Origin of the sequence: Streptomyces sp. NPDC001787, from assembly GCF_040297465.1 — a bacterium.
Taxonomy (GTDB): domain Bacteria; phylum Actinomycetota; class Actinomycetes; order Streptomycetales; family Streptomycetaceae; genus Streptomyces.
In genome coordinates this window covers 141109-165200 of record NZ_JBEOZE010000001.1, presented here as the reverse complement: position 1 = coordinate 165200, position 24092 = coordinate 141109, and the positions used below count along the sequence as shown (strand labels likewise).

Genomic DNA, 24092 nt, shown 5'->3' with positions numbered 1-24092 from the left:
GATGACCGCTCCCGACACCCTCACCGCTCCCGTGCTCCGGCTCACCGGGCTCGGCTGGACCATCGGCGGGGCCACCATCGTCGAGGACGTCTCGCTGAGCGTCCGGGAGGGCGAGTTCCTGGCCTTCATCGGCCCCAACGGGGCGGGCAAGACCTCGCTGTTCAACCTGATCAGCGGGATCACCGCCCCGACCGCGGGCACCCTCGCGCTGGACGGCACCGATCTGACGCGGCTGCCCGTGCACACCCGGGCCCGGCGCGGCATCGGACGCACCTTCCAGACGTCCAGCCTCTGGCCCGCGATGACGGTGGCGGAGCACGTCCGGCTGGCCGCGCAGGCCGCCGGGGGCGGCTCGTACCGGCTGTGGCGGCGCGCCGCCCCGTACGACGCCGAGGTGCGCGGCGTGCTGGAGCGCACCGGTCTCGGGCACCGGGCGTCGACGCCCGCCGCCGAACTGTCGCACGGCGAGAAGCGGAAGCTGGAGCTCGCCGTGCTGCTGGTGGGCGATCCGCGGCTGATGCTGCTCGACGAGCCGATGGCCGGGGTCAGCGCGGAGGAGGTCCCCGCGCTGACCGAGCTGATCCGCACCCTGCACCGCGAGGAGGGGCGCACCGTCCTGATGGTCGAGCACCACATGGACGTCCTGCTGGGTCTGGCCGACCGGCTCGCGGTGATGCACCACGGCAGTCTGCTGGCGCTGGGCACCCCGGAGGCCGTGACCGCCGACCCCGCCGTACAGCAGGCCTACCTCGGGGAGGGACTGTGACATCCCGCGGCACGGAACCCGGCGGCACGGAGACCCGCGGCGCGCGGCCCGGCGACGCCGCACCCGGGAGCGCGGCGCCCGGCCCCGATGTCCTGCTCGCCGTGCGGGACCTGCGGGTGCTCATCGGCGGCCGGCACATCCTGCACGGCGTCGACCTGGATGTGGCCCGGCACGGGGTGACCGCGCTGCTGGGCCGCAACGGCGCCGGGAAGACGACGACCGTACGCGGCATCCTCGGGCTCGTCCCGCGCGACGGGAGCGTACGGCTCGACGGCGAGGAGACCGTGACGCTGCCCACGCACACACTGGTGCGGCGCGGCATCGGCTACGCCCCGGAGGACCGCGGGATCTTCGCCTCGCTGACCGTCGCGGAGAACCTGCGGCTGGCCGAACGGGCCGGCGCGGACGGCCCCGACTATCCGCTCGTCCATGAGCTGTTCCCCGAACTCAAGCGCCGGGCAAGGCAGTTGGCGGGGACACTGTCCGGCGGCCAGCAGCAGATGGTGGCCATCGGCCGCACCCTGCTCAACGGCAACGCCCTGATCATCGCGGACGAACCGACCAAGGGGCTCGCGCCCAGGGTCGTCACCGAGGTCGCCCAGGTGCTGGAGCGGGCCGCCGAGGCGGTGCCCGTGCTGCTCGTGGAGCAGAACCTCGCCGTCGTCCGCAGGCTGGCCGGGCACTGTGTGGTGCTCGCGGACGGCCGCACGGCCCACCAGGGCCCGGCCGGCGGCCTGCTGGACGACGCGGAGGCGGCCCGCCGGCTGCTGGGGGTGGGCAGCCGCCACGCCCCCGGTGCCGGCGCCGCCACCGCGTCCCCCGCCCCTTCCCCGACCGCGGAGGCGGATTCCTGATGTCCACCATCGTTCTGCTCACCATGACCGGACTCGGTCTGGGAGCCCTCTACTTCCTCATCGCGTCGGGGCTCTCCCTGATCTTCGGCCTGATGGATGTGCTCAACTTCGCGCACGGGGCGCTGCTGTCCATCGGGGCGTACGGCACCTGGTGGGCCGCGTCCGGGAACCTGCCCGGCGCCGGGAGCGGTGGGGCGGGCTTCGTCCTCGCCGTGCTCTTCGGCACGGCGGTGGGCACCCTCGCCGCCATCGTGCTGGAACTCGCCGTCGTGCGCCCGCTCTACACCCGGCCGCGCGAACAGGTCCTCGCCACGGTCGGGGTGGGGCTCGCCGTTCCCGCGCTGCTGTCCGGCATCTGGGGCCCGGACGCGCTGACGTTCCCCGGGCCGCGGGCGCTGTCCGGCACCTTCGGGCTGCTGGGCGCGCAGGTCCCCGTCAACCGGCTGGTGCTGATCGCGGCGGCCGTCCTCGTCCTGCTGGCGCTGCGGCTCTTCCTCGGCCGGACCCGGCACGGTCTGGTCGTCCGGGCGGGCGTCGAGGACCGGGCCATGGTGACCGCGCTCGGCATCGACGTCCGCAGGGCCTTCACCCTCGTCTTCGCCATCGGGGGTGCCGCCGCCGCGCTCGGCGGGGCGCTCGGCGGGCTGTACTTCGGCTCCGTCGACCCCCGGCAGGGGACCTCGCTGCTGATCTTCGCCTTCGTGGTCGTGGTCACCGGCGGCATGGGATCGGTGACCGGCGCCGCCGTGGCGTCCGTCGTCATCGGCCTGGTCCAGCAGTTCGCCAACTACTACACCGCCGCGGGCCTCGGCGACCTGGCGGTCGTCGTCCTGCTCGCCGCGCTGCTGCTCGTCCGCCCGAGCGGACTGACCGGGAGGCTCGCGTGAGCACCGCCACCGAGACACAGGGACACACCGGCCCCGCCTCCGCGGCGGCCCCGTCCGGGGCGCCCGGAGCCGCGGCCCGGCTGCTGCGCTGGTGGCCCGCCGCCGCGCTGGCGCTCCTGATCGTCGCCCCGTACAGCGCACTGCCCCTGCCCGGCCTGCTGGACGGCCCGGTCGGCAGTCCCGGCAGTCTCCAACTCCTCGCCACCTGCCTGCTGTTCGGCGCGCTGGCCACGGGCTACGACCTGCTGCTGGGCCGGACCGGACTGCTCTCCTTCGGCCATGCGCTGTACTTCGCGGCGGGCAGCTACGCCACCAACATGTTCCTGCTGGAGGCCGGGCTGCCGTTCGCCCTGTCCGCCGTCCTCGGCCTCTGCTTCGGGATCGCGCTGGCCGTGGTGCTGGGATCGGTGAGCCTGCGGGTCACCGGAATCGGCTTCTCCATGGTGACGCTCGCCTTCGCCCAGGCCGGTTCGCTCCTGGTCGCCCGCGACCCGGGCGGCATCACCGGCGGCGAGGAGGGCCGGGCGGCCCCCGCCGACCTGCTGCCCTCCGCGCTGGTGGGCATCGAGCACACGGCGAACCTCTACTGGGTCTCGCTCGCCTACCTCGTCCTCACGCTCGGCGTCGTCCACTGGGCGGTCCGCTCCCCCACCGGGCGGGTCTGGGAAGGCATCAAGGAGAACGAACGCCGGGTGGAGGTCCTGGGCCTGAGACCGTACGGATTCAAGCTGACGGCCTTCGTCCTGGCCGGTGCGCTGGCCGCGCTCGGCGGGCTGGTCCATCTGCTGCTCACCGGCGGCTCCACCCCGCAGACCACCACGTCCGACTTCACGCTGTCCCTGCTGGTGATGGTCGTGCTCGGCGGATCGGGCACCCGCTGGGGGCCGATGGCCGGCGGCATCCTCTACACCTGGGCCGATCACCGCCTCGGCGACCTCGCGGGGTCGGGAGCGGTCGCCGACCTGCCCGCCGTGCTGCGCGTTCCGCTCTCCCAGCCGCTGTTCCTGCTCGGCGTGGTGTTCGTGGCCGTGGTACATCTGCTGCCCGGCGGCCTCGCCCGGCTGCCCTCGCGCCTGTCGTCCCGGCCGGCCCCGCCACGGGGAACCACGAAGGAGAACCGACGCCCATGACCACGTACACACCGCTGCACGAGGAGCTCCGGGTCCCGGTCGCCGGAGGCGACCTGGCCGTACTGCGCTGGCCCGCCCGCGACTCCGGCGCCCCGGTGGTGGTGGCCCTGCACGGGATCACCGCCAACGCGCTCTCCTGGGGCCCGGTGGCCCGGCGACTGGCGGGCCGGGTCACCCTGGTCGCCCCGGATCTGCGCGGCCGGGCGGAAAGCCGCGGGCTGCCGGAGCCGTACGGGATCGCGGCGCACGCCGACGACGCGGCGGCGGTCGCCGGCGCACTCGCTCCCGGGGGCGGCCGGGTGGCGCTGGCGGGGCACTCGATGGGCGCCTTCGTGGCGGCGCTGGCCGCGGTGCGCCATCCGGCGCTGTTCGGCCCGCCGGTCCTGGTGGACGGCGGGTTCGGCTTCCCCGCCCCCACGCATCTGTCGCCCGACGAACTCATGACGGCGGTGATCGGCCCGGCCATGGACCGGCTGTCGATGACGTTCCCCGACCGTGCCGCGTACCGGGCGTTCTGGCAGGCGCACCCCGCGTTCGCCGGGGCGTGGTCCGCCGACGTGGACGCGTACATCCAGCGCGACCTGACGGGCGAGGAGCCGGAACTGCGCTCCACGTGCCGGATCGAGGCGGTACGCGCGGACGGCATCGGCCTGTTCGACGACGAGGTCCTCGCGGCGGTCCACCGGCTGCCGGGCCCCGCGACCCTGCTGTGGGCGGCACGGGGACTGATGGACGAGGAGCAGGGCCTGTACGACGCCTCCCGGCTGGCGGCGGCGGGCCTTCAGGACACCCGCGTACGGGCGGTGGCGGTGGCGGACGTGAACCACTACACGCTGCTGACGGGGGACGCGGGGGCCGGGGAGGTGGCCCGGCACCTGCTGGCGGCGGCGGGCCCGGAGGGTTCCGGCGGCTGAGGGCGGGCGCGACGGGGGCGTGGGGGTGTACGGGTCGGGGGCGTGCGAAGGGGGCACGTGGCGGGGGGGCTGAGCGGGGGGGGCGGCCGAGCGCGAGGTGGGCGCCGCCCCCGCTGCCGTACGGTCGTCCCGCCAGCGGACCGCCCGTCCGTCGGTCAGCCGCCCGACAGCCCGTGCAGCCGCAGGGCGAGTTGCAGCTCCAGCGCCCGGTCCGGCTCGTTCCAGTCGCGCCCCAGCAGGATCTGGATCCGGTCGAGCCGCTGCACCACCGTGTTGACGTGCACGTGCAGTTCGTCCTTCGCCCGGATCAGGCTGCCGCCCGCACCGAAGTACGCGGCGAGCGTGCGCACCAGATGCGTGCCGCGCCGCTCGTCGTACCGCAGCAACGGCCCCAGCGTGGCGTCGACGAAACCGTCGACGTCCTGCGCGTCGCCCAGCACCACGCCGAGGAAGCCGAGTTCGTCGACGCACGCCCCCTGACCCGTACGTCCCAGCGCGCGCATGGCCCGCAGACAGCGCGTCGCCTCCCGGCAGGCGGCGGCCAGTTCGCGCGGGCCCCGGGCGGGGCCGGTGGCCGCGACGGTGACGGGGGCCTGGACCAGTTGGCCGAGCTGGGCCGCCGCGGCGCGGGCCGCCTCTCCGGCGCCGGGCCCGCCGTCGTCCCCGGGCTGCCCCTCCGCCGCCCCGTCTGCCCCGTACTCGATCAACAGGACGACCTTTCCGGCGTGTTCGGCACTCACCCCGTGGATGTCGCCGCCGAACAGGTACCGCATGGCGGCGGCGGCCAGCCTCTCGCGGGCACCGGCCTCCGCCACCAGCACCAGATGCGGCCGGTCCAGGTCGATGCCGAGACGGCGCCCGCGTTCGGCGAGTCCGGCCGGGTCGCGTTCCGCGCCGCTCAGCAGATCGCCGATCAGCTCGCCCCTGATCCGGTTCTCGGTCTCGGCCACCGTGCGTCTGATCAGCAGGAGCAGGCCGGTGACCACGGAGGCCCGTTCGAACAGGCGCCGGTCGGAGTCGTCGAGCGGTTCGCGCCGGTGCAGTACGAGACCGGCCAGCAGCTCCTGTCCGGCCAGCACCGCGCAGATCACGCGCCCGCCGCGGTGGACGGCACGCGCCCCGGCGCGGGACTCCTCGGCCGTCTCCGCCAGCCAGCCGGCGTCCATACTGTCGGCGGCGAACCCCGCTCCGTCGGGACGGACGGCGGCGAGCGGCCGGCCGCCCGGGTCATGGATGGTCAGCGGGCTGTTCAGCAGCCCGGCGACGGCGGCGGCGACATCCTTGACGTCCCGGCCGCGCAGCACCAGGTCCGTGAGCCGGTCGTGGGACTCCTCGGCGCGCCGCATGGCGGCCGAGTGTTCCCGTACGGCGGCGTTCGCCCCGGCCAGTTCCGCGTTGGCCCCGGCGAGTTCGTCGAGGGCGGCGCGGGTGTCGGCGAGCGCGCGGGCGGTGTCGATGGCGATCGCGGCATGCGCGGCCAGTGAGCACAGCAGGGCGACCTCGTCCGGGCCGAAGACCCGGGGGGCGCGGTCGGCGGCGAAGAGGACGCCGATGACCTTTCCCGTACCGCCCCGGCTGGAGCCGAGCAGCAGGGGCACGCCGAGGATGGCGACGAGCCCTTCCGCGAGCACTCCGGCGTTGATGTTGCGGGTGTGGCGGAAGCGTTCGTCGGTGCCGTAGTCGGGGGTCGCGTACGGGCTCGCCGTCTGGGCGACCAGGCCACCGAGCCCTTCGCCGAGTTCGAGGCGCAGCCCCTGGAAGACCGTGGACACGGACCCGTCGGTGACCCGCATATAGGTGTCCCCGGCCTCCTCGTCGGGGAGCGTGAGGTAGGCGGTGTCGGTGCCGAGCAGCATCCTCGCCCGGCGCACGATCGCGTTGAGCACCTCGTCCAGGTCGCGGGAGGCGGCCAGGTCCCCGGCGGTGTCGAAGAGGGCCGTGAGCTGGAGTTCCCGGCGCCGGTGCTGACGCAGGGCGCCCCTGATCCGCAGGGCGGTGGCGACCGCCTTCTCCACCTCGGCCAGTTCGTCCGCCCGCACCCCGGCCGCCCTCGCCTCCGAGGAGACGGCGCCCAGCGCCTCGGCGGGCGCGTCGTCGGCCAGCAGGTCCAGCAGACGGCGCAGGAAGGGCGCGGCGGGGACGGCGGGAGCGGCGGGGGAAGGGGACGGTCCGGACATGGGCGCCAGCGTTCTCGGGAGGGCGGGACGGGAGGGACGGAGGGCTCGGGAGGGACGGAGGGCTCGGGAGGGGGACGAGGAGGGGGCGGGACTTGCCGCCGGTACTCGCGGGCTGCCGACGGCCGCCGGCGGCCCGGCCGGGGTCAGTTGGCCGTCCAGCCGCCGTCCATGGAGAGCGAGGTGCCGGTGATGTGCCCCGTACGCGGCCCGCACAGCCACAGGACGGCCTCGGCGACATCGGCCGGTTCGATCAGGCGCTTGATCGCGCTGCGCTCCAGCATCACCCGGCCCACCACTTCCTCCTCGGAGATGCCGTGGGTGCGGGCCTGCGCGGCGATCTGGTTCTCCACCAGGGGCGTGCGTACGTAGCCGGGGCTGACGCAGTTGCTCGTCACCCCGTGCTCCGCCGCTTCGAGCGCGACCACCTTGCTGAGTCCTTCCAGTGCGTGCTTGGCCGACACATAGGCCGACTTGTAGGGGCTGGCACGCAGTCCGTGGACGGAGGAGATGTTCACGACGCGTCCCCAGCCGCGTTCGTACATGCCGGGCAGCGTGCGGCGCAAGACGCGGAACGGCGCTTCCACCATCACCCGGTGGATCAGCGCGAAGCGGTCCGGCGGGAACTCGTGCACCGGGGCCACATGCTGGAGCCCCGCATTGTTGACCACGATGTCCGCGTCGGCGGGCAGGGTCTCCACCGTCGCGGGCACTGCGAGGTCGATCACCCAGGCCGTCCCGCCGATCCGTTCCGCCAGATCCTTCGCGGGCGCGGCGGCCTTGTCCACGACATGGACATGGGCGCCCGCGGCGGCCAGGGCCTCGGCACAGGCCCGTCCGATGCCGCTCGCCGCTCCGGTCACCAGGGCGGCCCGTCCGGCCAGGAACCGGTCGGCCGCGGGGAGGGGTGCGTTGGCCCGGTCGGGGCGCGGGGAAGTCTGCATGGCCGTCACGGTAGGGAGGGCGCGGCCCTCATCACACGGCGCCGGTGCACACACCCTCGTACGAGGACATGGTGGCGGCGTACATGGTGCGGGGCGGGCCGGGAAAGCGACGGCGCGGCGCACCGGGAGCCCCGCGGGGGACGCGCCGGTCGTCACACGGGCGCGGCGGCACACACCCCGCGCGCCGGATCGCCGACGCGGGCAGCGAGCCGTCCCGACCCGGTCACCGGGTCACCGGGTCACCGGGTCACCGGGTCACCGGGTCAGAGGGTGTCCTGGAAGTCGCCCTTGATCTCCTCGGGCAGCTCGCAGCCGTCCTTCACCGCCGTGAGCGACACGGGCTGTTCGGCGCCGAAGCCGTCCATCGCGTAGTGGCGGGCGTACACCTTCCAGCCCCGCTTGGTGAGGGTCCGGAAGGTGACGTCCTGTTCGGCGCGGCTCGTGGTGAGCTTCCAGCCCTGCTTCCGCAAGGTCTTGACGGTCGCCGCGAAGGCGTCGGCCGCGTCCGCCTCGGGGGCGTCGGCCATCCAGGGCGCCACGCAGGACTGCCACTCCCCCTCGGGCATTCCGGCGGTGGAGTCGTCGCCCGGCGGCAGCCCCGAGGCGTCGGCCGCCGCGCCGACCTCGTTGGCCACCGCCTCCTTGGTGAACGGCGTGGTGGGCGTCGGAGGCGGTTTCGGCGCGCTCCGGGTGTCCTGGTCCACCAGGCCGCAGCCCGCAGTGCCGATCAGTGTCGCGCTCACCACGGCGGCCAGCGCCACCGCTCTTGTCGTACGCACAGGTGCTTCCCCGCCCGGTCGTTCGCCTCCGGGCGGGCGCCCGTGCGATCTTTTCCGGAGTTTCGCACGGCTCTGACCTGGCGGGAAGCCCCTACCGGCCGGGCATCGCGGACCCGGCCCGCGGAACGGCCCTCAGTCCTCCGGCGGGAACACCACCTCGCCCGAGCCGAGCAGCGTCAGGGTGATGGCCTCGACGGGGCAGCCCTCCGCCGCCGCCAGGATCCTCTCGTTGGCGTCGCTCGACGGGTCGGCGGGGTGGGACTGGCGGGCGGAGTCCAGCCGGAAACCGTCCGGGGCGTGGTTGACGCACATGCCGGAGCCGATGCAGACGCTCCGGTCGACCTCCACGTGCCAGCGGTCTCCCATCACGCCCCCTGGTATCCGGCCGGCAGGTGGATCATCTTGTGCTCGAAGTACTCGCCGTACCCCTCGGGTCCGAACTCCCGTCCCATGCCGGAGTTCTTGTAACCGCCGAACGGGCCGAGCATGTCGAGGCTGAAGGTGTTCACGCTGTACGTACCCGTCCTGACCCGGCGGGCGATGTCGATGCCGCGTTCGGTGTCGGCGGTCCAGACGCTGCCGCTGAGCCCGTACTCGGAGTCGTCGGCGATCCGTACCGCCTCGTCCTCGTCCCCGTACGGGAGCAGGCAGATGACCGGTCCGAAGATCTCCTCGCGGGCGATGCGCATGGAGTTGTCGACGTCGCCGAACAGGGTCGGTTCGACGTACCAGCCGCGTTCCTGGGAGGCCGGGCGGCTGCCGCCGGTCAGGATCTTGGCGCCCTCCTCCTGGCCGACGCGGATGTAGTCGAGCGAACGCTGCTGCTGGCGCCGCGCGACCAGCGGGCCGAGTTCGGTCGCCGGGTCGAGCGGGTCGCCGATCCTGAGCGCTCCGGCGGCGGCGGCGAACGCCTCGGCGATCTCCTCGTACCGGGAGCGCGGGGCGAGGATACGGGTCTGGGCCACGCACGCCTGGCCGTTGATCATCCAGGCGAAGGGGACGATGCCCGCGACGGCGGCGTCCAGATCCGCGTCCGGGAGGATCACGGCGGCGGACTTGCCGCCCAGTTCCAGGGTGACGCGGGTCAGATTGCGGGAGGCGACCTCCATGACGCGGCGTCCGGCGGCGACCGACCCGGTGAAGGAGACCTTGTCGATGCCCGGGTGTCCGACCAGGTACTCGCTGACCTCGCGGTCCGCGGGCAGGATCGACAGGACGCCCTCCGGCAGCCCGGCCTCGGCGGCGATCTCGGCCAGCAGATAGGCGTCCAGCGGGGTTTCGGGCGAGACCTTGAGCACGGCGGAGCAGCCCGCGAGCAGGGCGGGGGCGAGTTTGGCGGCAGCGGTGAACTGCGGGACGTTCCACGGCACGACCGCCGCGACGACGCCGACCGGTTCCCGGCGGACGAGCAGCGGGCCGAGCACCCCGTCGCGCCGTTCCTCGTACGGGAAGGAACGCGCGACCGTGATGGCCGAGTCCCAGACCATCATCGCGGCGAGCGCCTGGACCATGACACTGGAGCTGTACGGGGTGCCGTTCTGCGCGCTGATGAGGCGGGCGAACTCCTCGTGGCGCACGGCGAAGGCGTCCTTGATCCGGGTGATCACCTCGATCCGCTCGTCCACGGTCATCCGGGGCCAGGGTCCCTCGTCGAAGGCCCGGCGGGCGGCGCTGACGGCGCGGTCCACATCGGCCTCGCAGGCGTGCGGGACACGGCCGATGACCTGTTCGGTGTGCGGGGAGATCACCTCGATGACGCCGCTGCCGAGCGGTTCGGTCAACTCCCCGCCGATGAACAGTTTTCCGTGCTCCACGAACTCCGTCATGGCTGCTGCCTCCCGCGACCGGCACTACCCGACTGCGCACCCGGCGAATACATCCGGAACGCGCATCTGACTAGGTGTCAGAACTGATACCAGCTACCGTTCCAGGAGTCCACGGCTGGAACAAGTTCTCGTTACAGTGGGCCCGGCGCACGCCGGGGATCACGGAGCCGCAGGAGTCGTTTCCGGCGGACGACCGCTCGGCCCCGCTCGGATCCGCTTGAGTTCCGCTCGGATCCGCCCGAGTTCCGCTCAGGTCCGCCTGAGTTCAGCCCAGTTCCGCTCAGTTCCGCACAGAGATGGGGAGCCCATGACGCAGGTGACCGACCACGGCGGAGGCGTTCACAGCATCAAGGTCCCGATCCCGGACAATCCCCTGGGTCACACGCTCGTCCATCTCGTCGACACCGGCCGGGGGCCGGTCCTCGTCGACACCGGCTGGGACGACCCGGAGGCCTGGGACACCCTCGTCGCGGGGCTCGCCGCGCTCGGCGTCGCCGTCACCGACATCCACGGTGTCGTCATCACCCACCACCACCCGGACCACCACGGCCTGTCCGGTCAGGTCCGCGAGGCGTCCGGGGCCTGGATCGCGATGCACGCGGCGGACACCGCGATCGTGCGCCGCACCCGCGCCTCGGAACCGGGGACCTGGCTGGCGTACCTCACGGAGAAGCTCGCCGCGGTCGGCGCCCCCGAGGAGCACCTCGCCCCGTTGCGCGCCGCCCGCGCCCACGGCCGGACACGCGCCGTGCCCGGACTGCGCGCCGCCCTGCCGGACCGGGAGATCGTGCCGGGCGAGCTGCTGGACCTCGCGGGACGTCGGCTGCGGGCGATCTGGACCCCCGGGCACACCCCCGGCCATGTCTGCCTCCATCTGGAGGAGGACCACCCGGCGGGGCTGCCCGGCCGGGGGCGGCTGTTCTCCGGGGATCATCTGCTGCCCGGGATCAGCCCGCACATCGGGCTGTACGAGGACCCGGACGACACCACGGTCACCGACCCGCTCGGCGACTACCTCGACTCACTGGAACGGATCGGCCGGCTCGGGGTCGCCGAGGTGCTGCCCGCGCACCAGTACGCGTTCACGGACGCCGCGGGCCGTGTGAGGGAACTGCTGGACCACCACGAGGAGCGGCTGACGGGACTGCTGGCGCTGCTCGCCGTGCCCCTCACCCCGTGGCAGCTGGCCGAACGGATGGAGTGGAACCGGCCCTGGGCGCTGATCCCGCCCGCCTCCCGGTCCATCGCCGTCTCCGAGGCCGAGTCCCATCTGCGCCGCCTGGTGAAGCTGGGGCGCGCGGAGGCGGTGGCGGGCAGCGAGCCGGTGACGTACATCGCGGTCTGAGGCGCTTCGTGGTCCGAGGCGCTTCGCGGCGCGGGACGCCCCCGTGTGACGGAGCCCTCCGGCCGTGCCTGGGAGCGGGCCCCGCGCGCCCCGGTAGAGTGAGCAGGTCGTCATCATGCCCGTACAGGGGGAAGCCGGTGCGAATCCGGCGCTGACCGCGCAACCGTGAGCCGCTTCACCGGCGGTGAGCCGGACCACCCTGGCGGAGCGTGACCGGCTCGTGCCACCGGGACCCCGGTGGCCGGCACCGTCGAGGAATACGGGGCCGGAGCCCGGTGCCTCGGTGTGCCCGTGCCCGGCCCTCTCAGGAGAGGCCCAGCCAGCCATGAACGTACGACGCAGCGTCTGCGCGCTCGCGACCACCGCCGTACTCCTGGCAGCCGCCGCCCCCGCCGCGGTCGCCGCACCGAGCCCTTCACCGTCCGCGCGGGCCGAGCTGCCGCCGGGCCTGTACGGCACCGGGGACCCGACGTACGACGGGGTCTGGCGGCAGTCGCTGGCCCTGCTCGCCCAGAAGATCGAGTACGTCACGCCCGCCACGCAGTCGGTGGAGTGGCTGGTGGGCCAGCAGTGCGACAGCGGCGCCTTCCCCGCCTACCGGGACGCCGCCGAGCCGTGCGACGCGTCGACCGTGATGGACACCAACGCGACCGCCGCCGCCATGCAGGCGCTCGTCGAGCTGAACGTGCACCGCGAGGCCGTCGACAACGGGGCCAGCTGGCTGCGGTCGGTCCAGAACGAGGACGGCGGCTGGGGGTACAACGCGGGCAGCCCGAGCGACGCCAACTCCACCGCCATCGTGATCGGCGCCCTCTCCCGGGCGGGCACACCGCTGGCCGACGTCACCACGGCCGGGGGCCTCACCCCCTACACCGCGCTCCGGAGCTTCGCCATCCCGTGCGGCGGCAAGGACGGCGGCGCGTTCGCCTACCAGCCCGACAAGGACGGCCGACTCACCGCCAACGCGGACGCCACCGCCGCCGCGGTGCTCGGCGCGATGGGCAAGGGCATGGCGGCCGGGAACTCCAACGCGGTGAAGGACCCCGTCTGCCAGAAGGGCACCGACCTCACCCCCGAGCAGGCGGCGCAGAACGGCGCCCACTACCTCGCGGGCGTCCTCGCCGCGTCGCCCCATCTGGACCTGCCGCCGATGCCGGGCGCCGAGGACGCCTCCCCGCAGCCCGACTTCGGCAACACGGCGGACGCGGTCGTCGCGCTGGCCGCCTCCGGCCACAAGGACAAGGCGGCCGGGTCGGTGCGGTGGCTGGAGAAGAACGCGAAGGGCTGGGCGAAGCAGGGCGGGCCCGCCGCCACCGCCCAGCTGATCTTCGCCGCGCACGCGACCGGCACCGCCGCCCGTGACTTCGGCGGTGTCGACCTGGTCAAGCAGCTCAACGCGACCGGCCCGGCGCCCGCCGCCACCGCCGCCCCCTCGCCGACCGCGAGCGGTCAGCAGCCGAAGGGCAACACCAGCAGCGACGACGGCGCCCTCAGCGTCGGGTGGCTGATCGGCATCGGCCTCGTCTTCGGTGTGGGCATCGGTTTCCTGATCAGCATGCGCCGGAAGACCCCGAAGCTGTGAGGCCTACGGGAGGCCCGGCACCGCACCGGATACGGAGCACCGCGCTGAGTGTCGCGCTGCTGCTCGCGGTCGCCGCCGCCTCGACGCTGCTCGGTGCCGGGACCGCGCACGCGGCGGGCTACCGCTACTGGTCGTTCTGGGAGGGCAACGGCAAGAACTGGGAGTACGCCACCCAGGGGCCCTCGCTGGTCCGCCCGGACGACGGCACGGTGCAGGGCTTCCGGTTCGCCGTGAGCCAGGACTCCAAGGACGCGGCCCAGCCGCGCCGGGCCCCCGATTTCGGGGCGATCTGTGCGGGCACGCCCGCCGAGGACGGCCGCAAGCGGGTCGCGCTCGTGATCGACCCCGGTACGGCGGCGGACGCCCCGGGCGGCGAGACCCCGCCCGCCCTGCGCACCGCGTGTGCCCAGGTCGGACCGGACGCCTCCAGCGCGGAGGCGCTCGCCTCGGTGGCGAAGCCGCTGCGGTACAGCAGTGACGCGCTGCTCTGCGCGATCTCCGGCTACCCGGCGGCGGGCTGCGGGGACGAGGTGTCGGGCGACGGCGGCGAGAAGTCGCCCGCGGCCTCGTCGCCCGCCTCGTCCGACGCCGGGGAAGGGGACGGCGGGGACGGCGGCCCTTCGGCCGGTCTGCTCGTCGGCATCGGTGCCGTACTGCTGCTCGGGATCGCCGCCGTGTTCCGGGCCCGCCGCCGCCGATGACCCGCTCCACCGGCCTGGCCCGGCTCCACCGCTCCCTGCGTGCGCCCGAGGCCGACCGCGGCAACGCGCTGCCCGCCGGGGCGTGGTGGCTGTGGGCGCTGGGGCTGGCCACGGCGGCCTCGCGGACCACCAACCCGCTGCTGCTCGGGCTGCTCGTCGGCGTGGCGGGCTATGTGGTGGCGGCCCGCCGCACGGACGCGCCGTGGGCCCGTTCGTACGGGGCGTTCATCAAGATCGGGCTGTTCGTCGTCGGGGTGCGGCTGCTGTTCTCGGCGTTCCTCGGTTCGCCGGTCCCGGGCACGCACACCGTGTTCACGCTGCCCGAGGTGCCGTTGCCCGACTGGGCGCAGGGCGTCAGGATCGGCGGCCGGGTCACCGCCGAGCAGCTGGTCTTCGCGCTGTACGACGGGGCCAAACTGGCGACCCTGCTGATCTGTGTCGGCGCGGCGAACTCACTGGCCAACCCGGCCCGGCTGCTGAAGTCACTGCCGGGCGCGCTGTACGAGGCCGGGGTCGCCGTGGTCGTCGCGATGACCTTCGCGCCGAACATGGTGGCCGACGTGGTGCGGCTGCGCACCGCGCGACGGCTGCGGGGCCGCCCGACCGGGGGCATCAGGGCCGTCGCGCAGATCGGGCTGCCGGTGCTGGAGGGCGCGCTGGAGCGTTCGGTCGCGCTGGCCGCGTCGATGGACGCGCGCGGCTACGGGCGCAGCGCCCAGGTGCCGCCCGCCGTCCGGCACACCACGAATGTCCTCACCCTCGGCGGTCTGCTGGGGGTGTGCGCGGGCACATACGGGCTGCTGGCCTCGCAAGGGGCGGTGTACGGGATGCCGTTGCTGCTCATCGGGCTGGTCGCGGCGATGGCGGGGCTGCGGCTCGGCGGGCGCCGTTCGGTACGGACCCGCTACCGCCCGGACCGGTGGGGGGCGCGGGCCTGGCTGGTGGCGGGCTCGGGCGCGGCGGTCGCCGTCGCGATGATCCGGGCGAGCGGCGTCGACCCGGACGCGCTGCACCCCGGGGTCGTCCCCCTGGTCGCCCCGGTGCTGCCGCTGTGGCCCGCCGCCGCGGTGCTGATCGGGCTGCTGCCCGCGCTGGTCGCGCCGGTACCGCCGTCCCCCAACGGCTCCAAGGAGCAGGCGTGATCAGGTTCGAGCAGGTTTCCGTACGGTACGAGGGCGTGGGTTCACCCGTCCTGTCCGGGGTCGATCTCACCGTGCCCGAGGGCGAGTTGGTGCTGCTCGTCGGCCCGTCCGGGGTCGGCAAGTCGACCCTGCTGGGCACCGTGTCCGGGCTCGTGCCGCACTTCACCGGCGGGGTGCTCAGCGGCCGGGTCACGGTCGGCGGCCGGGACACCCGTACGCACAAGCCCCGTGAACTCGCCGATCTGGTCGGCACCGTGGGCCAGGACCCGTTGGCCCACTTCGTCACCGACACCGTCGAGGACGAGCTGGCGTACGGGATGGAGTCGCTGGGCCTGGCACCCGGGGTGATGCGGCGCCGGGTCGAGGAGACGCTCGACCTGCTGGGCCTGGCGGAGCTGCGCGACCGGCCGATCGCCACGCTGTCGGGCGGCCAGCAGCAGCGGGTCGCGATCGGCTCGGTGCTCACTCCGCACCCGAAGGTGCTGGTGCTGGACGAGCCGACGTCCGCGCTGGACCCGGCGGCGGCCGAGGAGGTGCTGGCCGTGCTCCAGCGGCTGGTGCACGACCTGGGTACGACGGTTCTGATGGCCGAGCACCGGCTGGAGCGGGTGGTGCAGTACGCGGACCAGGTCCTGCTGCTGCCGTCCCCGGGCGCCGCACCGGTGATGGGTGCGCCCGCCGACATCATGACGGTGTCGCCCGTCCGCCCGCCGGTGGCCGAACTGGGGCTGCTGGCCGGCTGGGACCCGCTGCCGCTGTCGGTGCGCGATGCCCGGCGACGGGCGGCGGGACTGCGGGACCGGCTGGCGTCGATGGAGCCGCCGGCGGGCGGGTGCGGTACGCAGGCCGCCCCGGCCGGTGGGGCGGACGCGGAGGCGCACGGCAGGGCCGATGGTGGGGCGCACGGCAGGGCCGATGCCGGTGCGGACGGACCCCCCGACCTGTCCCGCACGTCACCGAAGTCCCCCACTTCTCTCGCTGCGCCCACGTCCCCCACGCCGTCCGCGGCGCCACCGCTCCCCGGTCCCGTACGGCGCGGGCCCCTCGCCCGGCTGCTGGGCCGCAGGGGTCCCGCCGCCGCACAGGGCGCCGTCGCCGACCCGGTGAGCCGGGTCGAGGGCCTGGGGGTCCGGCGGGGCAGGGTCGAGGCGCTGCGCCGGGTGTCGCTCGCGCTGGCCCCCGGCGGGACGGTGGCGCTGATGGGCCGCAACGGCGCGGGGAAGTCCACCCTGCTCGCCACGCTCGTCGGCATGATCGAACCCACCTCGGGAACCGTCCTCGTCGGCGGCCTGGCACCGTCCCGTACGGATCCGCGCGAGATGGTGCGCCGGGTCGGGCTGGTCCCGCAGGAACCGCGCGACCTGCTGTACGCGGACACGGTGGCCGCCGAGTGCGCCGCCGCCGACGTCGACGCGGGCGCCCCGGCGGGCAGTTGCCGGTCCCTCGTCTCGGAGCTGCTGCCCGGTGTACCGGACGGCACCCATCCCCGTGACCTCTCCGAGGGCCAGCGGCTCGCGCTGGCCCTGGCGGTCGTCCTCACCGCGCGTCCCCCGCTCCTGCTCCTGGACGAGCCGACCCGCGGCCTGGACTACGCGGCCAAGGCACGGCTCGTCGGTGTGCTCCGCGGCCTGGCCGCCGGGGGACACGCCATCGTCCTGGCGACCCATGACGTGGAGCTGGCGGCGGAGCTGGCCGACCGGGTGGTGATCCTCGCGGACGGGGAGGTCGTAGCGGACGGCCCGACCGCGCAGGTGGTGGTCTCCTCGCCCGCGTTCGCCCCGCAGACCGCGAAGGTGCTGGCCCCGCAGGAGTGGCTGACCGTGACACAGGTACGCAGGGCGCTGGAGGGCACCGCATGACGGGCGCGACGAACGGATCCGCTCCGACCGGCCACCGGACACGGCCGGTGCGGCTCGGCCCCCGGGCGGTCGCCGCGCTCGTCCTGATCAGCGCGATCGGTGTGGGCGCCTTCGGCTGGCCGCTGCTCGCCGACGAGGAGTTCGGCGTCGCGCACTCGCAGGACGCGCCGTGGCTGTTCGGGGCGCTGCTTCCGCTGCTCGTCGGGGTGGTCGTGGCGATGATCGCCGACTCCGGCCTGGACGCCAAGGCGGTCGCGATGCTGGGGGTGCTGGCCGCGGTCGGTGCCGCGCTGCGGCCGCTGGGGGCGGGGACGGCGGGCCTGGAGCCGATGTTCTTCCTGATGGTGCTCAGCGGCCGGGTGCTGGGGCCGGGCTTCGGCTTCGTGCTCGGCGCGGTGACCATGTTCGCGTCCGCGCTGCTCACGGGCGGGGTGGGCCCGTGGATGCCGTTCCAGATGCTGTCGATGAGCTGGTTCACGATGGGCGCGGGGCTGCTGCCGGGCCCTGACCGGCTGCGCGGCCGGGCGGAGCTGCTGATGCTGTCGGCCTACGGGTGCGTGGCGGCGTTCGGGTACGGCACGGTGATGAACCTGTACGGCTGGACGATCGTGACGGGGCTGGGCTCGGGCATCTCGTTCGACGCGGGCGACCCGCTGTCCGAGAACCTGGTCCGCTTCCTCGCGTACTGCACGGCGACCTCGCTCGGCTGGGACCTGGGCCGGGCCGTGCTCACGGTGGCCCTGACGCTCGTGGTCGGGCCCACTCTGCTGAGGGCGCTGCGCCGGGCCACCCGCCGTGCCGCCTTCGAGGCCCAGGTCACATTCGAGGCCCCGAAGGGGTGAAGGACCCCACAGGACCTTGGTCCTCCACTACCGGGGGCAGTAGATCCTGAACGCCACCCTTCACCCGCATCGCACCCATCACACCGGTAACGACCTGGCCTGATGCGTTTCATGCCGATACGGGACCTTGGTCCCGTGCTGCGAGGCGAGGTCGTACCGGGGGCCGTTGCACCGGCCGGACGGCGCCGCTAACCATGGATCCCGTCGCCGAGCACCACAGGGTCCGCCCGCCGGACCGAGGTTCGCAGGGTGCGAAGCGCCGGTCATGGACTCCGGTCCACGGATTCCCGCCCCCGGACTCCGGCCCACGGATTCCGGCCCACGGCCGCCGTACGGTCGTCGGCCGCCATCCGGTCCCGGCCGGCCGCGACTCCCCCCGTCCCCGACGTTAGGTCTCCCGTGTCGTTCGCCCGCAACATCCTCAGCCAGCCCCGCACCGCCCGCCGCAAGGCCGCCGTCGGCGGTGCCGCCGTACTGCTGGGCGCCACCGGCCTGGCCCTGGGCGTCTCCCCGGCGATGGCCGCTCCGGCCGCCGCCCCGACGTCCGCCACGAGCGCGCAGGCCACGGCGAAGCAGATGATCGGCGACAACTCCCAGTACCAGTGCTTCCACAAGATCGTGGAGCACGAGAGCGGCTGGGACGTGAACGCCTCCAACGCCTCCTCCGGCGCCTACGGCCTGGTCCAGGCCCTCCCCGGCTCCAAGATGGCCTCGGCCGGCGCCGACTGGCAGACCAACCCCAAGACCCAGATCAAGTGGGGCGTGGACTACATGGAGGACCGTTACGGCAGCCCGTGCGGCGCCTGGAACTTCTGGCAGTCCAACGGCTGGTACTGAGCCGACTGCCGCACCCCCGCGTGACGCACGCGGCGGAACGACGCGTGAAGTCCCCGACCGGATTCCGGCCGGGGACTTCGGCGTTCCCGCCGGCATCCGCGAGCAGGGCCCCGCGCGAGGGACCCCCGCGCACAGGCGCCCCGCCCGGACGCGCCCCTCGGCCGGCGCCCCGCGTCTACAGCCGCTGGATGATCGTGCCCGTCGCCAGCGCGCCGCCCGCGCACATCGTGATCAGGGCGAACTCCTTGTCCCGGCGTTCCAGTTCGTGCAGGGCCGTGGTGATCAGCCGGGCCCCGGTGGCGCCGACCGGGTGGCCGAGGGCTATCGCTCCCCCGTTGACGTTGACCTTCTCCAGCCCGTCGAGGTCCCGGTCGAACTCCTGCGCCCAGCTCAGCACCACCGAGGCGAACGCCTCGTTGATCTCGACCAGGTCGATGTCCTTGAGCGACATCCCCGCCTTGCCCAGCACCGCGCGGGTCGCGTCGATGGGTCCGTCGAGATGGAAGTGCGGGTCGGAACCGACCAGCGCCTGTGCGACGATCCGGGCCCGCGGCTTGAGCTTGAGGGCCCGCGCCATCCGCTTGGAGGCCCACATGATGGCGCAGGCCCCGTCCGAGATCTGCGAGGAGTTGCCCGCCGTGTGGATGGCGGTCGGCATGACCGCCTTGAGCCCGCCGAGCCCCTCCAGCGTGGTGTCCCGCAGCCCTTCGTCACGGTCGACCAGCCGCCACATGCCCTGACCGGCCGCCTGCTCCTCCTCGGTGGTCGGCACCTGGACCGCGTACGTCTCGCGTTTGAAGCGCTCCTCGGCCCAGGCGGCTGCGGCCCGTTCCTGCGAGAGCAGCCCGAGCGCGTCGACCTTCTCCCGGGTCAGGCCGCGCTTGCGGGCGATGCGCTCGGCGGCCTCGAACTGGTTGGGCAGGTCGATGTTCCACTCGTCCGGCCACGGCTTTCCCGGGCCGTGCTTGGAGCCACTGCCCAGCGGTACGCGCGACATCGCCTCCACACCGCAGCTGATGCCGACATCGATCACTCCGGCCGCGACCATGTTCGCGACCATGTGGGAGGCCTGCTGCGAGGAACCGCACTGACAGTCCACCGTGGTGGCGGCGGTCTCGTACGGGAACCCCACGGCCAGCCAGGCGTTGCGGGCCGGATTCATGGACTGCTCACCGGCATGGGTGACCGTGCCGCCGACGATCTGTTCGACGCAGTCGGCCTGAATGCCGGTGCGGCCGAGGAGTTCTCGGTAGGTCTCGCCCAGCAGATAGGCGGGATGCAGATTGGCGAGCGCCCCCTGGCGCTTGCCGATGGGGGTGCGTACGGCTTCGACGATGACGGGTTCCGCGGCCATGAGCTCGTCCTCTCCTCGCACTTCCGCTGGGGCGTCCCGGCACCCACGGAAGGAACTAGTACGCGTTCTAGTTATGCAAGCAGTCTTATGACGCTTACCCCCGGTACGCAAGGGGCGCGCACGCACCTTTCGCGTACGCCGCACGCACCTCACGCACGCCCCGCTCGCCGCACAACCCCGTCACAACTCCTCCGCGCCCCCGGTCACGCCCCCGGCCGCACCCCTCCGGACCGTCGGAGGAAACAGATCCGGCCAAGCCCCTTGCCACTTGTAGAACTCGTTACTACCTTTCGGGCAACTTCTGATGGGTCGTCAGACAGTTCGCTGCCAGATCTGGAGTGGAGAGGTGCCCATGCGCTGCCCCCATCTGCCCGATGGTTTCGACTTCACCGATCCGGACCTGCTCCAGGCCCGGGTTCCCCACCCGGAGTTCGCCCGGATGCGGCAGACCGCGCCCGTCTGGTGGTGCACCCAGCCCGCCGGAATCTCCGGCTTCGACGACGAGGGCTACTGGGCCGTCACCCGCCACGCGGACGTCAAGTACGTCTCCACCCACCCGGAACTGTTCTCCTCCAGCACCAACACCGCGGTCATCCGCTTCAACGAGACGATCAGCCGTGACCAGATCGAGGTCCAGAAGCTGATCATGCTGAACATGGACCCGCCGGAGCACACCCGGGTCCGCCAGATCGTCCAGCGCGGCTTCACCCCCCGCGCCGTACGGTCCCTGGAGCAGGCGCTGCGCAGCCGGGCCCGCTCCATCGTCGAGACGGCCCTCGCCTCCGCGGACGACGACGGCTCCTTCGACTTCGTCACCAACATCGCCGTGGAACTCCCGCTCCAGGCCATCGCCGAACTCATCGGCGTGCCCCAGGAGGACCGGTCCAAGATCTTCGACTGGTCCAACAAGATGGCGGCGTACGACGATCCGGAGTACGCGATCACCGAAGAGGTCGGCACCGAGGCGGCCATGGAGATCGTCAGTTACGCGATGAACCTGGCGGCGGCCCGCAAGGAGTGTCCGGCCAAGGACATCGTCTCCCAGCTGGTCGCGGCGGAGGGCACGGGCAACCTCTCCTCCGACGAGTTCGGCTTCTTCGTGATCCTGCTCGCGGTGGCCGGCAACGAGACCACCCGCAACGCCATCAGCCACGGCATGCACGCCTTCCTGACCCACCCCGACCAGTGGGAGCTCTACAAGAACGAGCGCCCGGACACGACGGCCGAGGAGATCGTCCGCTGGGCCACCCCCGTGGTCTCCTTCCAGCGGACCGCCACCCAGGACCTGGAGCTGGGCGGGCAGCGGATCAAGAAGGGGGACCGGGTCGGGCTGTTCTACTCCTCCGCCAACAACGACCCGGAGGTCTTCGCGAACCCGGAGACGTTCGACATCACCCGCGACCCCAATCCGCACCTCGGCTTCGGCGGCGGCGGTCCGCACTTCTGCCTCGGCAAGTCCCTGGCCGTGATGGAGATCAACCTGATCTTCAACGCCATCGCGGACGTGCTGCCCGGCCTGCGGCTGCTGGAGGAACCGCGGCGGCTGCGTTCCGCCTGGCTCAACGGCATCAAGCAACTCCAGGTCAGCACCGTGTCCGCCGGCTGACGCCATCCGGCGAACGGCCGCAGTCCGCCGGTGGGCCGGGGCGCCGGTGGACCGGTATGCCGGGGTGCCGGAGGGCAGCCGCGCAGGTACGGGACGGAGCCCGGCCGGAACGGCAGGGGTGAGCGGGCCCTCGGGCCGCCGCGGGGAGCCGTTCGAGTGGCGGAGGGGCCGGTCGTGGCGGATGCTGGGGGCGCGGCGATCCACGCCGAAGGGGTGCCGGGACGGTCATTCGTCCTGGCACCCCTTCGGCCTGCGACGGTGGCGGCGGTCGCCGCCTGGGCCTACTGCTTGCCGCCCGCGCCGGCCTGCGAAACCGGTGGCACCGACTCGGGGGCCGGTGCGGCGGCCGATGCGGCGGCCGATGCGGGGGCCGATGCGGGGGCCGACTCGCTCTTCGCCTCCCCGGCCTCCGTAGCGACTGCCGCCGGGACCTTCGCCCCGTCCTCCGGCCGTGACTCCCCCGCCGTCCCCGACCGCAGCTTCCGCGGCCCCGACAGCAGGTACGTCAGCCCGAAGCCCAGCGAGACGACCAGCGCGCCGCCGGCCGCGTCCAGTACCCAGTGATTGCCGGTCGCCACGATCGCGGAGACCGTGAAGAGCGGGTGCAGCAGCCCGAGCGCCTTCATCCACATCTTCGGCGCCAGCATCACGATCACCACACCGCACCACAGCGACCAGCCGAAGTGCAGCGACGGCATCGCCGCGTACTGGTTGGTGACCGTCGTCAGCGTCCCGTAGTCCGGCTTCGCGAAGTCCTGCACCCCGTGGACCGTGTCGATGAACCCGAGGCCCGGCATGAGGCGCGGCGGGGCCAGCGGGTAGAGCCAGAAGCCGACCAGCGCGAGCAGCGTGGCGAACCCGATGGAGCTGCGGACCCAGCGGTAGTCCGCGGGCCGGCGCACGTACAGCACACCCAGGATGGTCAGCGGCACGATGAAGTGGAACGTCGAGTAGTAGTAGTCGAAGAACTCGCGCAGCCAGTTGATCTCCACGACCGCGTGGTTGACCCAGTGCTCGATGTCGATGTGCAGCCACTGTTCGATGGAGTGGATCTGCCGGCCGTGCTCCTCGGCGGTGGCCCGGCCGGCGGTCGCCGCCAGCCTGACCTGGGCGTACGCGGAGTAGACGACCCGGATCAGCAGGAGTTCCAGCAGCAGGTTGGGACGGCTGAAGACCCGGCGCCAGAAGGGCAGGAGCGGCACGCGGCTCCAGCGCGCCGCGACCGGCTTCGCGTACTCGGTGGGGATCGGCCGCTGCCAGTACGGCGAGGTGCGCGGCAGGAACGGCGCCGCACAGGCCGCCCCGAGCGCCGCCAGGAGCAGCACGTTGTCCCGTACGGGCAGGAGGGCCCCGATGTTCGGCAGCAGCATCTTCCCGGGCAGCGTGAGCACGAGCACCACGACGGCCGGCCAGACCAGCCGGTCGGCGGCCCGCTTCCCGACCCTGCCGACCACCGCGAGGAGCACCCACAGCAGCTGGTGCTGCCAGGCGGTCGGCGAGACGGCGACGACCACGCAGCCGGTCACGGCGACGGCGAGGAGAAGCTGGCCGTCCCGCGCGTACCGCACCGCGCGCCGCAGTCCGAGCACGACGACGACGGCTGCCAGGGCGAGGAAGAGGACGATCTCCAGGGGACCCGACAGGCCGAGCCGGAGCAGCGCACCGTGCAGCGACTGGTTGGCCAGGCTGTCCGGCCGCTCACCGAGTCCGGCTCCCGCGACATGGTGGACCCAGTAGGTCCAGGAGTCGTGCGGCATCGCCGCCCAGGCGACCGCGGTGCCCACGGCGAAGGCCGCACCGCCCGTCACGGCGGCCCGGCGCCGGCCGGTCAGCCAGAGCAGGGCCGCGAACAGCAGGACGGTCGGCTGGAGGGCGGCGGCGATGCCGATCAGGACGCCGGACGCCCGTTCGCCCCGGACCACGAAGCAGGCCAGCAGAACGAGGAGAACGGGAAGGATGCTGGTCTGGCCGAGATACAGCGCGTTGCGCACCGGCAGCGACAGCATGAGCAGGCTGATCGCCACGGGCGCGGCGAGCAGGGTCGTACGGCGGCCGACGGGCGCCGGCAGGGCGCGGGCCGCGACGATGCCGAGGGCGGCGACCAGCAGCAGGGAGCCGAAGGTCCACGCGACGCCGAGTGCCTGTTCGGCCGAGGCGGTGAGCGGTTTGAGGACCAGCCCGGCGAAGGGCGTCCCGGTGAACCGGTCGGAGTCGTACAGCGATCCCGGCACATGCAGGACCCCGTTCTCCCCGATCCATGTCTCCAGGTCCGTGAGGCGTTCGCCCGGGGGCTGCCGGAGCACCACCGTCATCTGCCGTACCGCCAGTACGGCCACGACCAGCCAGAGCACGGCCCGGGTCAGCCCGGTCCTCGACTCCGTGTCCGTGGCTGCGTTCCCGCGCACACTGTGATCCGCATTCGCCACGCTGCGCCGACCCTCCCACCGTTTCATGCACTGCCCCTTCGACTCGGGGACGTGCGGATGAAGCCTCGCATTGCCCTATGAGGTAGACACAATCAACCCCCTCTTCGCCTGACTGTCATCACGC

The 24092-nt window shown here is 73.3% G+C and carries 20 protein-coding genes and 1 riboswitch; of the genes, 13 read left to right on the top strand and 7 right to left on the bottom strand.

Translation table 11 applies throughout. The features are described 5' to 3' along the window. The first annotated feature begins 1 nt into the window (after position 1). The 5 genes from ABT170_RS00710 (at position 2) to ABT170_RS00690 (ending at position 4551) form a co-directional block, all read left to right on the top strand. Positions 2-766 (top strand): ABC transporter ATP-binding protein, encoded by a 765-nt coding sequence (locus ABT170_RS00710; protein ID WP_329943346.1) that lies wholly within the window; start codon positions 2-4, stop codon positions 764-766. Between the two features lie 101 nt (positions 767-867). After that, positions 868-1620 carry an ABC transporter ATP-binding protein gene (locus ABT170_RS00705; RefSeq protein ID WP_351863577.1) on the top strand — a complete coding sequence of 251 codons (753 nt, stop codon included), beginning with the start codon at positions 868-870 and terminating at the stop codon, positions 1618-1620. Further along, the gene (locus ABT170_RS00700) at positions 1620-2507 is read left to right on the top strand and encodes a branched-chain amino acid ABC transporter permease (RefSeq protein WP_329943347.1); all 888 of its coding nucleotides are present in this window, start codon (positions 1620-1622) and stop codon (positions 2505-2507) included. Before ABT170_RS00705 ends, ABT170_RS00700 begins: the two co-directional genes overlap by 1 nt. Further along, positions 2504-3637, top strand: coding sequence for a branched-chain amino acid ABC transporter permease (locus ABT170_RS00695; RefSeq protein WP_502970452.1), 1134 nt, complete (start codon positions 2504-2506; stop codon positions 3635-3637). Before ABT170_RS00700 ends, ABT170_RS00695 begins: the two co-directional genes overlap by 4 nt. Then, positions 3634-4551, top strand: coding sequence for an alpha/beta hydrolase (locus ABT170_RS00690; RefSeq protein ID WP_329943348.1), 918 nt, complete (start codon positions 3634-3636; stop codon positions 4549-4551). The genes ABT170_RS00695 and ABT170_RS00690 overlap by 4 nt, the downstream gene beginning before the upstream one ends. A gap of 155 nt (positions 4552-4706) precedes the next feature. Here ABT170_RS00690 and ABT170_RS00685 read toward each other — a convergent pair whose 3' ends face one another. The 5 genes from ABT170_RS00685 to ABT170_RS00665 all read right to left on the bottom strand — a co-directional run bounded on the left by ABT170_RS00685 (position 4707) and on the right by ABT170_RS00665 (position 10274). Further along, entirely contained in the window at positions 4707-6728 is a 2022-nt protein-coding gene (locus ABT170_RS00685; RefSeq protein WP_329943349.1) for a helix-turn-helix domain-containing protein, read from the bottom strand. A gap of 143 nt (positions 6729-6871) precedes the next feature. Further along, the gene (locus ABT170_RS00680; RefSeq protein ID WP_329943350.1) at positions 6872-7669 is read right to left on the bottom strand and encodes a 3-hydroxybutyrate dehydrogenase; all 798 of its coding nucleotides are present in this window, start codon (positions 7667-7669) and stop codon (positions 6872-6874) included. 263 nt (positions 7670-7932) lie between these two features. Beyond that, complete coding sequence (locus tag ABT170_RS00675; RefSeq protein WP_329943351.1) at positions 7933-8448, bottom strand: hypothetical protein; 516 nt, start codon at positions 8446-8448, stop codon at positions 7933-7935. A 132-nt stretch (positions 8449-8580) separates the two neighbouring features. Beyond that, on the bottom strand, positions 8581-8814 hold the full coding sequence (locus ABT170_RS00670; RefSeq protein ID WP_329943352.1) for a ferredoxin: 234 nt from the start codon (positions 8812-8814) through the stop codon (positions 8581-8583). Beyond that, a complete protein-coding gene (locus tag ABT170_RS00665; protein WP_329943353.1) occupies positions 8814-10274 on the bottom strand; it encodes an aldehyde dehydrogenase in 1461 nt (486 codons plus the stop codon). Before ABT170_RS00665 ends, ABT170_RS00670 begins: the two co-directional genes overlap by 1 nt. 307 nt (positions 10275-10581) lie before the next feature. Here ABT170_RS00665 and ABT170_RS00660 point away from each other — a divergent pair, with 307 nt between their 5' ends. The 7 genes from ABT170_RS00660 (at position 10582) to ABT170_RS00630 (ending at position 18582) form a co-directional block, all read left to right on the top strand. After that, positions 10582-11619, top strand: coding sequence for a Strvi_7410 family MBL fold metallo-hydrolase (locus tag ABT170_RS00660; RefSeq protein ID WP_329943354.1), 1038 nt, complete (start codon positions 10582-10584; stop codon positions 11617-11619). A gap of 127 nt (positions 11620-11746) precedes the next feature. Further along, positions 11747-11819: riboswitch (cobalamin riboswitch) on the top strand. Between the two features lie 125 nt (positions 11820-11944). Beyond that, positions 11945-13201: an SCO2321 family membrane protein gene (locus ABT170_RS00655; protein ID WP_329943355.1), complete on the top strand. Its 1257-nt coding sequence runs from the start codon at positions 11945-11947 to the stop codon at positions 13199-13201. Next, on the top strand, positions 13198-13902 hold the full coding sequence (locus tag ABT170_RS00650) for an SCO2322 family protein (RefSeq protein WP_502970451.1): 705 nt from the start codon (positions 13198-13200) through the stop codon (positions 13900-13902). Before ABT170_RS00655 ends, ABT170_RS00650 begins: the two co-directional genes overlap by 4 nt. Continuing rightward, the gene (locus tag ABT170_RS00645) at positions 13899-15044 is read left to right on the top strand and encodes an energy-coupling factor transporter transmembrane component T (RefSeq protein WP_351863221.1); all 1146 of its coding nucleotides are present in this window, start codon (positions 13899-13901) and stop codon (positions 15042-15044) included. The genes ABT170_RS00650 and ABT170_RS00645 overlap by 4 nt, the downstream gene beginning before the upstream one ends. Beyond that, positions 15041-16903, top strand: a complete 1863-nt coding sequence (locus ABT170_RS00640) for an ABC transporter ATP-binding protein (RefSeq protein WP_351863220.1) — start codon at positions 15041-15043, stop codon at positions 16901-16903. The genes ABT170_RS00645 and ABT170_RS00640 overlap by 4 nt, the downstream gene beginning before the upstream one ends. Beyond that, positions 16900-17745 carry an ECF transporter S component gene (locus ABT170_RS00635; protein WP_329943358.1) on the top strand — a complete coding sequence of 282 codons (846 nt, stop codon included), beginning with the start codon at positions 16900-16902 and terminating at the stop codon, positions 17743-17745. Before ABT170_RS00640 ends, ABT170_RS00635 begins: the two co-directional genes overlap by 4 nt. A gap of 399 nt (positions 17746-18144) precedes the next feature. Next, positions 18145-18582 (top strand): aggregation-promoting factor C-terminal-like domain-containing protein, encoded by a 438-nt coding sequence (locus ABT170_RS00630; protein ID WP_329943359.1) that lies wholly within the window; start codon positions 18145-18147, stop codon positions 18580-18582. 175 nt (positions 18583-18757) lie between these two features. Here the strand turns inward: ABT170_RS00630 and ABT170_RS00625 are convergent, their stop codons facing one another. Next, on the bottom strand, positions 18758-19936 hold the full coding sequence (locus ABT170_RS00625) for a steroid 3-ketoacyl-CoA thiolase (RefSeq protein WP_329943360.1): 1179 nt from the start codon (positions 19934-19936) through the stop codon (positions 18758-18760). A gap of 352 nt (positions 19937-20288) precedes the next feature. On the opposite strand from ABT170_RS00625, the gene ABT170_RS00620 reads away from it, so the two are divergent. Continuing rightward, positions 20289-21542, top strand: a complete 1254-nt coding sequence (locus ABT170_RS00620) for a cytochrome P450 (protein WP_329943361.1) — start codon at positions 20289-20291, stop codon at positions 21540-21542. A 281-nt stretch (positions 21543-21823) separates the two neighbouring features. Here ABT170_RS00620 and ABT170_RS00615 read toward each other — a convergent pair whose 3' ends face one another. Then, positions 21824-23995, bottom strand: a complete 2172-nt coding sequence (locus ABT170_RS00615; protein WP_351863217.1) for a bifunctional glycosyltransferase 87/phosphatase PAP2 family protein — start codon at positions 23993-23995, stop codon at positions 21824-21826. Between the last annotated feature and the right edge of the window lie 97 nt (positions 23996-24092).

What these genes read in the sequence shown, in the direction of transcription:
- ABT170_RS00710 (WP_329943346.1), top strand. Translation starts at nt 2, where the DNA reads ATGACCGCTCCCGACACCCTCACCGCTCCCGTGCTCCGGCTCACCGGG.
- ABT170_RS00700 (WP_329943347.1), top strand. Translation starts at nt 1,620, where the DNA reads ATGTCCACCATCGTTCTGCTCACCATGACCGGACTCGGTCTGGGAGCC.
- ABT170_RS00690 (WP_329943348.1), top strand. Translation starts at nt 3,634, where the DNA reads ATGACCACGTACACACCGCTGCACGAGGAGCTCCGGGTCCCGGTCGCC.
- ABT170_RS00685 (WP_329943349.1), bottom strand. Translation starts at nt 6,728, where the DNA reads ATGTCCGGACCGTCCCCTTCCCCCGCCGCTCCCGCCGTCCCCGCCGCG.
- ABT170_RS00680 (WP_329943350.1), bottom strand. Translation starts at nt 7,669, where the DNA reads ATGCAGACTTCCCCGCGCCCCGACCGGGCCAACGCACCCCTCCCCGCG.
- ABT170_RS00670 (WP_329943352.1), bottom strand. Translation starts at nt 8,814, where the DNA reads ATGGGAGACCGCTGGCACGTGGAGGTCGACCGGAGCGTCTGCATCGGC.
- ABT170_RS00665 (WP_329943353.1), bottom strand. Translation starts at nt 10,274, where the DNA reads ATGACGGAGTTCGTGGAGCACGGAAAACTGTTCATCGGCGGGGAGTTG.
- ABT170_RS00660 (WP_329943354.1), top strand. Translation starts at nt 10,582, where the DNA reads ATGACGCAGGTGACCGACCACGGCGGAGGCGTTCACAGCATCAAGGTC.
- ABT170_RS00655 (WP_329943355.1), top strand. Translation starts at nt 11,945, where the DNA reads ATGAACGTACGACGCAGCGTCTGCGCGCTCGCGACCACCGCCGTACTC.
- ABT170_RS00645 (WP_351863221.1), top strand. Translation starts at nt 13,899, where the DNA reads ATGACCCGCTCCACCGGCCTGGCCCGGCTCCACCGCTCCCTGCGTGCG.
- ABT170_RS00635 (WP_329943358.1), top strand. Translation starts at nt 16,900, where the DNA reads ATGACGGGCGCGACGAACGGATCCGCTCCGACCGGCCACCGGACACGG.
- ABT170_RS00625 (WP_329943360.1), bottom strand. Translation starts at nt 19,936, where the DNA reads ATGGCCGCGGAACCCGTCATCGTCGAAGCCGTACGCACCCCCATCGGC.
- ABT170_RS00620 (WP_329943361.1), top strand. Translation starts at nt 20,289, where the DNA reads ATGCGCTGCCCCCATCTGCCCGATGGTTTCGACTTCACCGATCCGGAC.
- ABT170_RS00615 (WP_351863217.1), bottom strand. Translation starts at nt 23,995, where the DNA reads ATGAAACGGTGGGAGGGTCGGCGCAGCGTGGCGAATGCGGATCACAGT.